General features: G+C 35.2%; 14 protein-coding genes. 9 read left to right on the top strand and 5 right to left on the bottom strand.

Annotation, left to right across the window (positions count from 1 at the left end; genetic code table 11):
• The 6 genes from CHU92_RS12480 to CHU92_RS12505 form a co-directional block, all read left to right on the top strand.
• On the top strand, positions 1–519 hold a 519-nt coding region (locus CHU92_RS12480; RefSeq protein WP_165764657.1), incomplete at its 5' end, for a hypothetical protein.
• A 19-nt stretch (positions 520–538) separates the two neighbouring features.
• Positions 539–907, top strand: coding sequence for a hypothetical protein (locus tag CHU92_RS12485; RefSeq protein WP_094416072.1), 369 nt, complete (start codon positions 539–541; stop codon positions 905–907).
• A gap of 66 nt (positions 908–973) precedes the next feature.
• Positions 974–1,342 carry a hypothetical protein gene (locus CHU92_RS12490; protein ID WP_129583087.1) on the top strand — a complete coding sequence of 123 codons (369 nt, stop codon included), beginning with the start codon at positions 974–976 and terminating at the stop codon, positions 1,340–1,342.
• A gap of 236 nt (positions 1,343–1,578) precedes the next feature.
• Complete coding sequence (locus CHU92_RS12495) at positions 1,579–1,944, top strand: hypothetical protein (protein WP_094416075.1); 366 nt, start codon at positions 1,579–1,581, stop codon at positions 1,942–1,944.
• 47 nt (positions 1,945–1,991) lie between these two features.
• The gene (locus tag CHU92_RS12500) at positions 1,992–2,258 is read left to right on the top strand and encodes a hypothetical protein (RefSeq protein WP_094416077.1); all 267 of its coding nucleotides are present in this window, start codon (positions 1,992–1,994) and stop codon (positions 2,256–2,258) included.
• A 56-nt stretch (positions 2,259–2,314) separates the two neighbouring features.
• On the top strand, positions 2,315–2,635 hold the full coding sequence (locus tag CHU92_RS12505; protein WP_129583088.1) for a hypothetical protein: 321 nt from the start codon (positions 2,315–2,317) through the stop codon (positions 2,633–2,635).
• Between the two features lie 3,036 nt (positions 2,636–5,671).
• On the opposite strand, the gene CHU92_RS12515 is transcribed toward CHU92_RS12505, so the two are convergent.
• From CHU92_RS12515 to CHU92_RS12535, 5 genes are all read right to left on the bottom strand, one after another.
• Positions 5,672–8,125 (bottom strand): hypothetical protein, encoded by a 2,454-nt coding sequence (locus CHU92_RS12515; protein WP_094416083.1) that lies wholly within the window; start codon positions 8,123–8,125, stop codon positions 5,672–5,674.
• A gap of 364 nt (positions 8,126–8,489) precedes the next feature.
• Complete coding sequence (gene queG, locus CHU92_RS12520; protein ID WP_094416085.1) at positions 8,490–9,416, bottom strand: tRNA epoxyqueuosine(34) reductase QueG; 927 nt, start codon at positions 9,414–9,416, stop codon at positions 8,490–8,492.
• A gap of 18 nt (positions 9,417–9,434) precedes the next feature.
• On the bottom strand, positions 9,435–10,055 hold the full coding sequence (locus CHU92_RS12525) for a hypothetical protein (RefSeq protein WP_094416087.1): 621 nt from the start codon (positions 10,053–10,055) through the stop codon (positions 9,435–9,437).
• Entirely contained in the window at positions 10,055–11,077 is a 1,023-nt protein-coding gene (gene ruvB / locus CHU92_RS12530; RefSeq protein ID WP_094416088.1) for a Holliday junction branch migration DNA helicase RuvB, read from the bottom strand. Before ruvB ends, CHU92_RS12525 begins: the two co-directional genes overlap by 1 nt.
• 30 nt (positions 11,078–11,107) lie before the next feature.
• Positions 11,108–11,410, bottom strand: coding sequence for a GNAT family N-acetyltransferase (locus CHU92_RS12535; protein ID WP_094416090.1), 303 nt, complete (start codon positions 11,408–11,410; stop codon positions 11,108–11,110).
• Positions 11,411–11,516: 106 nt separating this feature from the next.
• Here CHU92_RS12535 and CHU92_RS12540 point away from each other — a divergent pair, with 106 nt between their 5' ends.
• From CHU92_RS12540 to CHU92_RS12550, 3 genes are all read left to right on the top strand, one after another.
• On the top strand, positions 11,517–12,932 hold the full coding sequence (locus tag CHU92_RS12540) for an APC family permease (RefSeq protein ID WP_094416092.1): 1,416 nt from the start codon (positions 11,517–11,519) through the stop codon (positions 12,930–12,932).
• A gap of 1 nt (position 12,933) precedes the next feature.
• A complete protein-coding gene (locus CHU92_RS12545) occupies positions 12,934–13,500 on the top strand; it encodes a hypothetical protein (RefSeq protein ID WP_094416094.1) in 567 nt (188 codons plus the stop codon).
• Between the two features lie 412 nt (positions 13,501–13,912).
• Entirely contained in the window at positions 13,913–14,926 is a 1,014-nt protein-coding gene (locus tag CHU92_RS12550) for a fasciclin domain-containing protein (protein WP_094416096.1), read from the top strand.
• Positions 14,927–14,942: the final 16 nt, after the last annotated feature.

Below are 14,942 nucleotides of genomic sequence, written 5' to 3' on the forward strand. Positions count from 1 at the left end.
AAATCTGCTATGGATGGTTATTTTAATCCTGCTTATGATACAAGTAAACCTAATCCTTTTTCTCCATCAACAAATTGTGCAGTGCCACTTGCTGTAGTAGGGATTTTGGCAGCACCTGTTTTAGCACCATTGGCACTAGAGGCAATTGCGTCAATAACATTAGAAAGCGCTGTAGCAGGCATAGCGACAAATACTTTATCGCAAGGAATAGCAAATGGTGGTGATTTTTCTAAAGTCAACATGATAGAAGCACTATCCTCTGCAGCTCCGGGAATTGGGCCAACTGTAATTGGTGAAACATTTAATTATAATTTTGCCGAAATAGATAAAGGAATTCAAACTCCACAAAGTTTTGAACAAGGAGTGCTGCAAATAGGTGGCGGCTTATTAAGTAATAGATTTGGGAATAAAATTGATGCTGTACCGCATTTAAGTACTGGTGCTGCAAAAGCATATAGAGAAATGGCAAAATTTTCAGTAGAAACGGGTACAAACGTATTGCCAGGTTTAGCAAATTAACTTTAATAATGATGTGATCATGAAATTAAATATTTATAAACTACTTCTATTTCTTGTTTGTTTAGGGGTGGCATACCTTTTTTTGAAAGGCTATCTCTACAAAAGGGAGATAAAAAATAACAAGCAACAGACTGTGTGCAAATTCGTTTATTGTGAGAAAGCACCAAAAACAACAAGAAGCTTTTTTAAATATAATATATATAATAGATGGTATACAAATAGCTATGGACAATGTCCTGAAGATTATGAAAAAAAAATTAATAATTTCTATACACTGTATTATTCTTCTAAAGATCCTCATAAAATTGAGGTTGATTTTAATATTCCTGTTACAGATACAGTTATTATTCTAAAATCAGGTTTCACAAAAGAAGATTTAAAAAATTAGTATTGACTTTGAAAATTTAATTCAAACACGATGTGTTGCCATCCTTAGTAAATTAATGTATATATTATGAAAAAGATAATTCTTAGATCTATTTTAGTTATTATATTATCAACTTTTATCTATTATCTTGTTAAAGGATATATGATTAAAGAGGATATTGAGAAAACAGGAAAAATAACTGTTGGTAAGTACATATATCAAGATAAATGGGCAAAAGGGGAAGCAAACTATTTCACATTCTATATTGATGGAAAAAAATTTAAAGGTAATGGAGGGAGATCCCCTAAAGGATTTTCAAAGAACATTGGAAAATTTTATAAAATCCGTTACTCTGAGAAATATAAAGGTAGACTTACTGCATTTTTTAATGAAGAAGTTACAGACACAATTAATATTCTAAAATCAGGTTTCACAAAAGAAGATTTAAAAAAATAATTTGATACTATAGTTTAGCAATATGTTATCTAGATAAATATCCGGATTTAATTGTGGTGAATCCAAATCAAAAAGTTACAGATATTAATTTAATTAAAAAAGCTGGTTTTATGGATTATTTATTAGTCTTATTCTAAAATAATTATACAGATAATTAGCAAAATTTTAGAAACGGGTACATATGTATTATCTAGCTTGGCTGACAAAACACAAAGACTTTAAAATATACAAAAACAATGAAAAAAATATCTAAAATTATTTTATTACTGCTTGTGATAGTAGTAATCTGTTTTATTATTGATGGATACCATAGGAAATATAATCTTGAGAATTACGGTAAAACTACCATAGGAAAATATGTGTCACAAAGAAATTATCCAAAATCACAACAAAATTTTTTCATATACTATGTTAAGGGTGTGAAATATAAACATGATGGAGGCCGAACTCCAAGAGGATTTTCAAAAAATATTGGAAATTTTTATAAAATCAAATATTCCATAAAATATAAAGGTGTTATTAAGCCCTTATTTGATGAGCAGGTAACTGACACAACTGAAATATTACAAGCTGGTTTTACAAAAGAAGATTTAAAAAAATAATTTGACACCATAGTTTAGCAATATGTTATTGTTTATCAAATCAGGGTGTGGGTGGAAAAAATGTTGGTGAATATTTCAAAGGAGTGGTAGAGACTGGTTCTAATGCAACGCAATATTTGAATGGCGAAATCAGTGGTCTTGAAGCAACGTTCGATATAGGTATGGGAATAATAGGTATGATACCCTTACCTGGTTGTGCTGCTGTAAGTTTATTATATTCTGTAAGTAAAGCAGCTTATGAGTATAGTTCAGGAAATACTTTATTTGATAAACCAGCTAAACAAACTGTTTCACCAACACAATTAAAAATGTAATTATGAAGGCATATAATTATTTTCTGTTTAGAATATATATGTTCTATAAAGATACTATGAAAGAAAAAGATTTTTTAATTTTAGCTACCTCTGTAGTATCAACATTAGTAATTTTAATCAATTTACTTACTTTATATTACATATTTGTTTTTCTTAAAATTATTCCACAAATTCCAAATAAATACTATACAATATTTGTAGGAGTGTTACTTTGTTTACTGAACTACAGGTTTATGATAAAGAATAAGAACTTTTTAAATTATAATTTTAATAAAGATAAGAAAGGTGGATATTTCATAATTAGTATTTTTATTTTAACTGTAATATTATTTATTACAATAGCAAATATATATCGTGCCAGAGTTTTTAATTTATAAATGCTACAAAAAAATTCAATTATGAAAGCATACTACTATTTATTATTTAGGATATACATGTTCTATAAGGACACAATGAAAGAAAAAGATTTATTGATTTTTTATACTTCANTTTTGATAGAATTACTTTCAATTCTACTCGTCAATTCTTTTGTTCTGCCTGCAAGTCCGAAATAATTAAAACCGTAAACATATTTGTTTAGCTGATAACGATTGTGTAAGAGTTTCAAGAAATCTAAAATTTCCGCTGGAACTTTGTTGTAAACTTTCCCTACATCTCGCAAACTGTTATAGAATGAAACAATTGTCCAAAAATTATTTTCTCGGTTAATTGCTTCTTCTTGCGATAAATTTCCTTTTGTTCTGTAATATTTAAACAATTCAATTCTTGCTAAAAGCAAATTACCTAAAATACGGATTTGAGAATTTAAAGCCGTTTTTCCTGTTGGCATAAAACCAATATGTTTTCTCTTGCTTTCAGTTGAAACGTATGAAAAGAAATTGTCGTCATAAGTTACGCCCATTGGCGGAAAAATGTTCAATTCTCTATTTCCGTAGAGCATTGCAACTTGTTGTTCTGTGTTTCTTGTCGTTGCTGTTGATGTAATGATTTTGGGTTTTCTGTTTCCTTTCGTAGAAAGTAATTCAATGATTGATTCGTACAAGCCCGTGATAGAACCTAAAGGACCACTTAACAAATGTAATTCGTCTTGAATAATCAAATCGGGCGGTAATTTCTTATCGTCTTGCGAATTGAAAAGATGATGTCCTTCTTGTCTGTGTGAAAGCATTGCGAATTTATCAACTGTCGCAAAAAGTAGAGTTGGAGGAAATTCATAAATCTTATCATCAACAAAATAAATTGGAAGTTCTGCCCTAAATGCACAACTTGGATTCAAACAACTTGTTGAAAATGATTTGTCAGTTGCTTTGTAGCCCAAATCAAATTTTGCCGAATTGTTTTGTGAAACCAAATTACAACCGCACCAAGAACAATTTGTAATTGGGAAAGTATTCGCTTTGCGATAATCTCCCGTTTTTTTGTCGTTTAATTTTGTGATTTCATCAAATACTTTTTTGAAAATCAATCGGGCATCTGTGAATGAATTTGGCGTGGTTGAAGCTCCAACCCACATTCCAATTGAAACTTTATTTTCTCCGAAAAAGTATTCGTCATTAGATTTGAAAAATCTTCTCAAAAAGTCTAAAGAAAGAATCAATTTTGTTGCACGTTCAAATTGTTGTGCAGTGAGCAACCGCAACGTGTATCGCATTATTACAGAAACTCCGTCCGAATCTTTTCCGTGTAAAATTCTTCGGCTAATTATTGTGAAAGCTGTAATCGCTAAATAGGCTTCTGTCTTTCCTCCGCCTGTTGGAAACCAAAGTAAATCAACAACGTTATTTCTGTCGTCCGAATCTTCATTAATTGTTGATTCAATATTCAAAAGGAAAAATGCTAATTGAAACGGTCTGTAGTTTGGTTTGAATGTGTGATTTTTGAAAAAAATTAAGTCGTTGTACTCAAAATCTTTTTTAATTTCAGATAATTCAACTCCTTTTTCACCAAATAGCTTTTTGTCAGATATAAGCATTTGGATATACATTGCTGTATTTGCCAACAAAAAGGATTTAAAAGCAACATCACTTTCATTTAGAAAATCAATGTTTTTGATTAGTCTGTTATAGGTCTTATTCTGTTTTTCTAAAATCGTATTCAATGACTTTTTGTAATTGTCATCTGCATCAGTACTTTCTTGTTTTGTCTTAATCCAATCTTTATACTCGTCCGCAAAAAGTTTTAATTTTTGAATAATTGTTGGCTTGTCTAAGGTAGTCCAAATTGAAAGGTTTTTCAATTCTGTAATGTCTTTAAGACCCTCAGGGAAATTATCTCTAAATGCATTGCTATAATTCTTTATATCAACTTCGGGTAAAAATGTAGTTTTTAATTCTGTTGGATTTTTGTCGTCATTCCAAGTAACAGCACAACCGTGTCCGATTGCGAAAGAGTTTTCTTTTCTGTATTGAAAGTTAATTAGGTTTAATTCTTCATCAAATGGATTGATTTCTGAAAGTTGTTTATATGGCAAAAATGTTATATCCTTAATTGAAATTTCTCCTTGAAATATTGCTTTGGTGTTCAAAAGTTCGTTACCGAATGAAAATTTGTTTTTCGGGTGGTTTAGTCTATTTGCCAACAAAATTTTAATGAATTTACCATAATGCGTTTCGTAAATCTTCTTGTAATAACAAACAACAATAGAATTGTCTTCGGTTTTGTCTAAAGGATATTCTTTTGATTCGTCAACGTTAATTTCTGTTAGGTTGAACTCAACATTTATAGATTCTCTTTTTACTCTTTTCCAAAGTCGTCCTAAAAGCAATTCACCTTTTTTGTAAGCAACGCTGTCTATCAACTCTCTTTGTTGTTCGTTTTCCTTAAATCTGTTTCTATAATTACGAACAGACAAACCGCCTTTGTCAAATTCATCTTTACTTAAGGACATTAGTCCATTTTCATACTTAAAATATTTCGTAACAGAATTATACGGATTTTCAGAAAACATTTTAAAGTCTTCTTCTGTAATTTCTATTGCTGCTTCCGCTGGTTTTATTCGAATATACTTTGCATAATTGAAAGTTACAGTCAATGTTTTTGCTTCTTTTGGTACGCAAAAAGTTAAACCAAAATTGGTCGGGAAATATTGGTTAGCTTCTGAATATTCTTTTTCAGGCTCTATATTTCTGCTTTTGTCAACATCTTCGTCAGTATCGTCATTAGTTTTTTCTGTTTCTGGTGTTTCTGGTTCAAGGTCGTCATCTTCAATTTCTGCGTTTGCATCAGTTGTTTCTTTTTCACCAATAGAAACTTCCATATCACGTTCGGGAAACAAAATTCCTGAATAATATCTGCTCAACGGAAAATCGGAAATAATTTCATTTTCATTATCGGAAATAAAAACATCAGAACCGGGGCCAATCAAATTTTTCTTGATTGTATCCCGAAATATCAATCTTGGCTCATTAACGTAGTTACTCATCTACCAAAGTTTTTTTGATTATTGTTTTTTCTTGAATTGTCGCTGTAAGTTTCTCTAAAATATCATTCGGCAATTTCTTTAGTGAATCGCTTTTTTCTTCTTTGTTAGAAGCAACGTAATCCAATAAATCGTTCCCTAAAATTTTTCCCGCTTGTTGCCTTATGGAATGATCTTTTTTAGAATACACTTTGAATTTATTAAATTCATTTACTATTAAATCATTTGCGCGATTATTATTCAAACAAAATTCCCGAATAACGCCTAACGTTTTTACCCTTGGAAATCTTGGTGACATTTCTTCGTGAAAATAGTTACGGAATGTTCCGTAATTTATTTTGAACGATGTAAACAATGAATCGTATAGATTTTCTATGCTATTAAATTTCGCGGATAAATCTTTAAGCGTTTGTTTCCAACTATTAGAATATTCATCAAACGAATCCAATAAATTTTCTGTGTCAAAGATTTTTAGGATTTTCCTAAATTCTTCTTTGCTGTTATTTTGGTAAAACCTAATTGTTGCGTTGTTATATAATTCTCCGATTGTCGTTTTAATTTGTTCGCCATTTTCAATTAAAAAAACACCTCTTGAAGAATCAAATTTATCAGAAGTTCCGTCTGAAAATTGAATTTCATAAACTGTTTTTTCCTTAGGTAAATCAATAGTTTCGTAAGGATTGTTTTTGAAATTATCGCTATTCAAATCAAAAGAAAAAACATCGTCTAATTCTCGTTTTTTCAACTCTGTTGAGTGAGTGAAATTGGTTTTAAAAAACTTTAATCTATCCTTGTGATTTAATTTTGTCTTTTCTTGGTTTTGGTAAGTCTGTTCAACATTGTCAAAAGATATTTCATCTAAATTCTCGTAACAAAGAACTTCGCAACTTCCTTTTATTGATTTGATTTTTGAATATAATTCTAAATTGTTCAAATACGGAATGATTACAACTCGGTTATGCGAATTTTGCTGTTCGTCATTCAACCATTTCTCTAAATATAGTTTTGAGATGTCAATTCTTTTATCGCTGATTAAGCGAATATTATTTATTCTTTCGTTCTTTACTTGACTGTAAACCGCATCGTAGTTTTTCTTCTCAACAATTAAGTAAAATGTTTTTGTTTGATTTCCTCTTGCTTTTTGCTTGATATAATTCCATTTTAAATTTTCGTTTTCTAATAAGTTTGAGATTTTAGCAAATACATTAAAAATTTGCTTTGTGTAATCTTTGATTGTATCGGGATTGTAAATATCGTTCGCATAAAACAGATTGTTCAATTCTTCTGAAAATGCTTCGCTCACAAAATAACGATTCAAACGGTCTAAATACTCTTGAAAAATCCCTTTTGATAAGTTGGTATTTACCAAAATCATTCTAAGAAAGAAATTCGTGTACTTTAATATGAAGACGAGGTTTACCTTGGTTTCATCTTTTGTTTTTTGAATTTCTTTATTTAATTCTAAAAACAACGAATAAAGATTACTGTTGTTCAGTTTAATTTTTGTCGTTTCGTTTGGTAATTCGTTGTTTGCGATTTTTACTTCATCATTTGACCACCACCATTCCAAAAATTGATTTTCCGAATTTGGCTTTTCTGTCCCAATTACAATAATGTTCTTGTATTTATCCCTGTATTTTTCTTGCAGAATAAACTCAAAAGAATTTCTGTATTTGGCATCGCCAATAATTATGATTTCATCAAATTGTTGATTTTCGTTTAAAAGAAAGTTTTGTGCTGAATTGAAGTCGTTGCAACACTCAACCAAGTAACTAAAAAACGGCAAGTCATTGCTGATTTTTCCGTTTTTATTGGTGTATCTAATTGGCAAGAATTTACTTTCCTTGAAAAAACTTTTTTCCGCGATTACCAATGTTCTATTTTTAAAATCGGTAATAAAAGGGAAATTTTCGTTGAAAGTTGTTGTCAAGAAATTACGGTAAGAATCTATATTTTTTGCAGCGTTTTTGTTGTCTATTAAATTAGGATTGAGTTTCGTGAAGTTCTCTTTTTTAAATAAGAAATCAGAAATGCCTAATTCGTTTCTCTTTGGAAATTTATAGTTTACAGAAACATTTTCTACGTAAGTGTTATTAACCCTGAAAATTCTATGTTCTCTTCGATATTTTTTGTAGATCAAATCTCCGATATTCAGAACAGGAAAAGTTTTTTCGTAGTTAAAAAAGTTTTGGTAAAGTTTGATTAGTACGATTGAATGAAAAATTGAAGCAAAAAAGTTTTCTCTGTATTCATCTTCGGGTATGCTTATGAAAAAGTCGTTTTTGTTTGATTTGTCATCTAAGATGTATTGATAAATTAAATGAAAGTTTGCAAAGTCAAATACGCTGTACTTTTTAAAGTCAGCTTCACTTAAATTTATTTCTCCTAAGTAATATTTCTGAATCTCGGCAAAAACTTGACTTAAATATTTTTTAATTTGAATTATCATTTAATACTATTTCTATTTGTGTTGATAATATTTATTTTATCATTTACTATATTAAAAAATATCTCCGTCCCAACTTAAACAAATTACCTTATCTTCACAAGTTTTTTTTAGGTTATTTTTAACAATAATAAAGTAGTAAAAACCTCACTTCCCCAAAGTAGCCCTTGCCATAGCCCTTAGCCCCGATCGAAGCGGCATCCTCCCCGCCGCCCGCTTTCGCGGCGGGGAGATATAGCGGAGAGCGGGCCCATGCCTTGCCAAACCGGCGTTTTGCCGGCTGCTCCACGGCCTTCAAACTGTTTTATGGGTTTTTGCCTCCCGTGGGGCTTATGTACGTGTGTGTTACGTGTGGGGTTAGGGTAATTTACTGTTTCAGGAAGGCAATATTCCGTTTCAGGCCGTCAAACTTTGCCCTTTTTACGGCTGAATTCTTAAACACTGCCCTGAAGGTTTCTTCGGTGATTTCTTCCCAGTCTTTTTTTGTGAGGGAGAGCAGGTCCGGGTGCGGGTTAAAGAGCGGCTCGCGGTGCGGTTTTGAAAAACGGTTCCACGGGCATACGTCCTGGCACACATCGCAGCCAAAAGCCCAGTCATCAAACCGGCCTTTCATTTCGGCGGGGATATTGTCTTTGAGCTCGATGGTAAAGTAGGATATGCATTTGCTGCCGTCGACCTCGTAGGGGGCTATAATGGCCTGTGTGGGGCAGGCATCTATGCAGGCGGTGCAGCTGCCGCAGTGGTCGGTTGTGGGGCTGTCATATTCGAGTTCGAGGTCTACGATGAGTTCTGCAATAAAAAAGAAAGAGCCGGCCTGTTTGCTCAGCAGGTTGCTGTTCTTGCCTATCCAGCCCAGGCCGCTGCGGGCTGCCCAGGCTTTATCGAGCACCGGTGCCGAATCTACAAATGCCCTTCCGCCTACTTCGCCTATAGTTGATCGTATGGAATGCAGCAGCTCTTTCAGCTTGTCCTTAATAACAAAATGGTAGTCCTGCCCGTAGGCATATTTTGATATTTTATAGGTGCCTTCCTGCTGCGTTTGCTCCGGGTAATAGTTAAGCAAAAGGGATATTACGCTTTTGGCGCCGTCAACCAGCTTTGTAGGGTCAAGCCGCTTGTCGAAGTGGTTCTCCATATACTGCATCTGGCCGTGGCGGTTTTCATTCAGCCATTTTTCAAGCCGTGGCGCTTCTTCTTCCAAAAAACCTGCCCTGGCTATACCGCACGACAAAAAGCCCAGGCGTTTGGCTTCGGATTTAATATAACCAGTGTATTCTTGTCTGTCGTTAAGCACCTTACAGAATTACTTATATTAATCGTAATCGTCAACAGCAAATATTATAATATCATCCTTTCTAAAAATAAAGAGACATCGGAACCATCCTACATAATTTATTCCCCAGGAGTGAGTTTTAAATATCTTTTCTATAGTTTTGCCTGAAAGCTTCTTTTGAAATTCTTCAGAAAATGCGATAATTTCAGAATCGGTAAATCTTCGTATAGGTGAGTATACTGAACCTTGTGTGAACACAATTTTTAAATGCTCAGAGATAGATTCTTCCCCAATTTCATAAATTTCTAATTTCTTAAAATCATTTTTTGTTTCATATCTTTGAGACATTTCATCAAAAGCAACATCATCATTATACTTCCACTTCTTCTGAATATCGGGATGTTTGAGTAGACAAAATATAAAATCGTTTATTTTTTCATCTGCTCTTAAATATTTTATACTATTTCGGGTTACAATTGAACTGCAAGAATTTTTAAGTAATTCCGAAATATAATTCAATAACATCTGTTCATCTACGCTTCCAATCCTCTTGAAGATAATTCCCCGATTCCAAGGTAATACAGACAAATCTAAAAAGTATTTTGAAGCTTTTGCTTCTGAAAGATCTAGTTCTCTTAAAGGTATTTCGTGAAAGTTCATTAATCAAAAAGCCCCCCTTGGTTAAGTTTAACACGTCCCAGATGACGATAAGCCTTTTCGGTAACTTCACGCCCGCGGGGGGTCCGTACAATAAAACCTTCCTGTATTAGGAACGGCTCATACACTTCTTCTATTGTTTCGCCGCTTTCCGATACCGCCGTGGCAAGGGTAGAAAGCCCCACCGGCCCACCTTTGAACTTATCAATTATTGTAGTAAGTATCTTGTTGTCCATTTCATCAAGCCCGTGCGCATCGACATGGAGTGCCTTAAGCGAAAAACGTGCAATCTCTATGTCAATCTTACCATTGCCTTTAATCTGGGCAAAATCCCGCACCCGGCGAAGCAGTGCATTCGCTATACGGGGCGTACCACGGCTGCGGCCGGCAATTTCAATGGCTGCTTCCATAGATATGGGCATTTTAAGGATTGCCGAACTGCGTTGTACTATATTGGTTAGCAGTTCCGTAGTATAATACTGCAGGCGGCTCTGTATGCCGAAACGTGCACGCATAGGGGCGGTTAGCAGCCCTGAACGGGTTGTGGCCCCAACAAGCGTAAAAGGGTTAAGCTTTATTTGGACTGAACGTGCATTAGGACCCGATTCAATCATAATATCAATACGGAAATCCTCCATCGCGGAATAGAGGTATTCTTCCACAACAGGGCTGAGCCTGTGTATCTCGTCTATAAAAAGTATATCGCGGTCTTCAAGGTTAGTCAGCAGGCCCGCCAAGTCGCCCGGCTTATCAAGCACAGGGCCCGATGTAATTTTTATGCCTACGCCAAGCTCGTTGGCCAGTATGTTGGCCAGTGTGGTCTTCCCCAGGCCGGGAGGCCCGTGAAACAGCGTATGGTCAAGCGCCTCGCCCCTTAGGTTGGCTGCCTGCACAAACACCTGTAAATTTTCAAGCACCTGATCCTGCCCCGTAAAATCATCAAAGGACAACGGCCTTAATTTTTTTTCAAGGTCCAGCTCTTCAAGGCTGTAATTTTTACCGGTAGGATCTAAGTTCTCATTCATCCCGCAAAGATATTTATTTTCATCCGTAAATTACATCTGGTAGCCGTCAGAGAGCACATCGTTCCATTCGGGGTGCTTTTCTATATACCGCGCCACGTAGGAACATGACGGTACTACAGTAAGCTTGTTGTTACGGCTGTATTCAAGTGAGCGTTTTACCAGGTCGGCAGCCACACCAATGCCCCGCAGCTCTGCAGGGGCCTCCGTATGTGTAAGGTATATCTTGTCATCTTTCCGTATATATTCTAAAAAGGCATACTGCCCGGCTGTATGGAGCTCAAACTGGTTATCGCGCTCGTTAACCTTAAAGTCTCTTTTATCACTATTTTCCATAGCTGTTGTTTTTTATAAAGATAAAAAAATAACTGCCATGTATGCCCTGTAAAACCATTATCTGTATGTTGTTTTTAATATCTTTAGCATAACTAACTTTTTAACTATGGAAAAACCGAATGAAGACAACCACCTGAAACGCGAACTGGGGCTGCTTGATGGCACTATGCTTGTAATAGGCTCCATGATAGGATCAGGTATTTTTATTGTAAGCTCAGGCATTGTGCAGAATGTAGGCAGTGCAGGCTGGCTCACCTTTGCGTGGGTTATATCAGGCATCATGACCATTATTGCCGCAGTTAGCTATGGTGAATTGAGCGCCATGTTTCCCAATGCTGGGGGGCAGTATGTTTATTTAAAAGAATCGTACAACAAGCTTATTGCCTTTCTGTATGGCTGGAGTTTCTTTGCCGTGATACAAACCGGCACCATTGCTGCTGTAGGGGTGGCTTTTGCCAAATTTGCCGCTTACCTGTACCCGCCTGTAGGCGATGAGAACATACTGTTTGAAATCGGCAGCTTTAAGCTTAATGCAGCGCAAATCGTTTCGATTATTACCATTATCATAATTACTTATATCAACAGCAGGGGTGTAAAGAATGGAAAGTATATACAAACGGTACTGACTATTACTAAAATAGCATCGTTGCTGGGGCTGATAGTGTTTGGGCTTATCCTTGCCGCTAAAGCCGATATATGGGATGCCAACTGGGCCGATGCCTGGAATGCCAGGTCATTTAATAAAGATAATAGCAGCTGGCTGCCTATTGGCGGAACTGTGTTGCTTTCGGCAATAGCCGCGTCAATGGTAGGTTCATTGTTTTCCAGCGATGCGTGGAACGGGGTAACGTTCATTTCAGGTGAAATAAAAAACCCTAAAAGGAATGTAGGGCTTAGCCTTTTCCTGGGTACGCTGACAGTGACTGTAATTTATGTGCTGGCCAACATCATGTACCTTGCCGTGATGCCTCTTGATGCGATTGCTTTTGCCCCTGCCGAAAGGGTAGCCGTAGAGGCATCACAATACATATTCGGCAATACGGGAACCTATATAATTGCCATCATGATAATGATATCTACTTTTGGCTGTAACAACGGGCTTATAATGGCCGGGGCAAGGGTATATTATACTATGGCTAAAGACGGATTGTTCTTTAAAAAAGCCGCAAGCCTTAACAGCGCCAGCGTACCCGGATGGGGGCTTTGGTTCCAGTGCCTGTGGGCTTCCGCCCTTTGCCTTACCGGAAAATACGGCGACCTCCTGGATTATGTAATGATTATAGTTGTAATTTTTTATATCCTGACTATTGCAGGTATATTCATACTCCGCAAAAAATTGCCTGATGCGGAAAGGCCGTATAAAGCTTTTGGATATCCTGTACTTCCGGCTGTATATATAGTACTCGCCGCAGTTTTTTGTATTATGCTGCTTATTGATAAACCCAATACATGCGGATGGGGCGTACTGATAATGTTGACTGGTATACCGGTTTATTACATAACTAAGCCTAAAGTTAATTAAGATGAGCCAAGATAAAATAAAAACTATTCTTGATCTTGAGGATACCTCATTATTAAACAGCCTAAATTTTGAATATCAGGAAGAACTAACAAATAGACTTGACAAATATGAAGATGACTTTAACCAAGATATTATTAACGAAATTGTGTTATGGAAAATAAACAGGTATGCAAAACTGAAAACTGAAACTTTAGAACTCCTGAATAAAATTCCAAGATTTTCAGAAGAAATTGAAGAGGAACTTACAATTAAAGTTTTGAACGCATTGCTAAATGAAAAAGGGGTAAGACTAGCAATGGCTTCAACAATTTTACGATTCAGAAATCCAAATATCTATCAGATACTTGACCAAAGAGTTTTCAGATTAATACAAGGTTATGAGTTAAACTATAAAGAAAAAGATATTGGTGCTCAAATAAAATTGTATATAAAATATTTAAATAAACTACGTGAAGTGTGTCTTCAACAGAAAATTGAATTTAAAGACGCTGACAGAAAATTATATCTATTGGATAAGCATAAAGATTTTAATAAACATTTTTTAGTACACGACAAAAAACATAATTGATTAAAAATCAATAAAATAAGTTCTTAAAAATTTTGACAAAAAGCTGATATTCAGTATATTAAAGGATTATTTCTCAAGTAATGCCTTTAAAAAAGAACATCAGCTTAGTACACGAAGATACGCAATTATTAACCGTATTTCAAAGCCATTTTAGCAATCATTTAAATTTAGCNATTAGATTATTTGTCAAATTGCCTATTATCAAAATTCAATAAGCTGGAAATTAATTTAATACAATTTTTGTCGTGTACTTAGCCTTTTTTTATAATATTTATACCGTTATAACGTTTTCGCTTTATCTATAAAATAAAACCGTTAAGAAAAATTTTGTTTAATATTTGTGAAAAAATATTGAACAATAAAAAATCTTTCTTACATTAGCACCATTATTAATTTAAACTCAATAAAAAGTATGAAAAAAGTTTTAGTTAAATTCTCAGCGCTTGTACTGTTTGCAGGCACTGTATTAGTATCTTGTAGTGATGATGATAACAACAACAACACCCAGCAGCAACAAACCATTGCACAGATTGCTTCTGGCAATCCCAATTTTTCAACACTAGTAGCAGCCCTTAACCGTACCGGCCTAACCAACACCCTGAACGGCTCAGGCCAGTTTACCGTATTTGCACCAACCAATGACGCTTTTCAAACTTTTTTTAACTCGCTAGGGCAAAATCAAAATGTAAATACTGTAGACATAAATGTATTACGAAACACCCTGCTAAACCACGTTATTGCTACTGAGATTCCAAGCTCTGCTATTCCTGCGAGTACTTATGTAAATACCCTGTCTCCTATCAGTACAGCCAACAACGCACCAACTATCAGCATGTTCGTACAAAAATCAGGAAGTACGGTTACACTAAACGGCGGTGTGGACAGTAAAGGCGCCGTAGTAACTACTGCCGACCTTGACGCCAGCAACGGTGTAATACACGTGGTAAACAGGGTAATACAAATCCCTACTATTGTAGACCATGTAATTGACAACCCAAGCTTTGATACGCTACAGGCTGTAGTGACAAGCACAAGCGGCGCATTTGGAGACCAAAGCGCGGTCTTGACTGCCTTAAATGGAATAACAGCTGCTGCGCCGGCTACGCTTTTTGCACCAAACAACCAGGCATTTACTGACGCTACTACAGGTACAGGTTTTGCTGTGGGAGCCACAGCGGCACAGGTAACTAAAGTACTTCAGTACCATGTCACTACAGCGGGCAATGTGCGTTCAAACCAGTTGCAGAACAACCAGTCAATACCTACAATTACAAGCCCTGTTCAGAATCTTACTGCCATACTGGGCGGCGGCAATGTTGATATCCGCGACAGCGCAAACAACCTGGCCCGTGTATTCCAGGCTGACATACAGGCTTCTAATGGTGTAATTCACGGTGTTAACCGTGTGTTAAGGCCACAACTGTAATCTTTATATATAGAGT

It is taken from the genome of Flavobacterium cyanobacteriorum (genome assembly GCF_002251835.1).
Classification (GTDB): domain Bacteria; phylum Bacteroidota; class Bacteroidia; order Flavobacteriales; family Flavobacteriaceae; genus Flavobacterium; species Flavobacterium cyanobacteriorum.

Bases quoted from the DNA above. Each gene is read 5' to 3' on its own strand.
- CHU92_RS12490 (WP_129583087.1), top strand. From the start codon at position 974: ATGAAAAAGATAATTCTTAGATCTATTTTAGTTATTATATTATCAACT.
- CHU92_RS12540 (WP_094416092.1), top strand. From the start codon at position 11,517: ATGGAAAAACCGAATGAAGACAACCACCTGAAACGCGAACTGGGGCTG.
- CHU92_RS12515 (WP_094416083.1), bottom strand. From the start codon at position 8,125: ATGATAATTCAAATTAAAAAATATTTAAGTCAAGTTTTTGCCGAGATT.
- CHU92_RS12525 (WP_094416087.1), bottom strand. From the start codon at position 10,055: ATGAACTTTCACGAAATACCTTTAAGAGAACTAGATCTTTCAGAAGCA.
- CHU92_RS12485 (WP_094416072.1), top strand. From the start codon at position 539: ATGAAATTAAATATTTATAAACTACTTCTATTTCTTGTTTGTTTAGGG.
- ruvB (WP_094416088.1), bottom strand. From the start codon at position 11,077: ATGAATGAGAACTTAGATCCTACCGGTAAAAATTACAGCCTTGAAGAG.
- CHU92_RS12545 (WP_094416094.1), top strand. From the start codon at position 12,934: ATGAGCCAAGATAAAATAAAAACTATTCTTGATCTTGAGGATACCTCA.
- CHU92_RS12550 (WP_094416096.1), top strand. From the start codon at position 13,913: ATGAAAAAAGTTTTAGTTAAATTCTCAGCGCTTGTACTGTTTGCAGGC.
- CHU92_RS12505 (WP_129583088.1), top strand. From the start codon at position 2,315: ATGAAAGAAAAAGATTTTTTAATTTTAGCTACCTCTGTAGTATCAACA.
- CHU92_RS12495 (WP_094416075.1), top strand. From the start codon at position 1,579: ATGAAAAAAATATCTAAAATTATTTTATTACTGCTTGTGATAGTAGTA.
- CHU92_RS12535 (WP_094416090.1), bottom strand. From the start codon at position 11,410: ATGGAAAATAGTGATAAAAGAGACTTTAAGGTTAACGAGCGCGATAAC.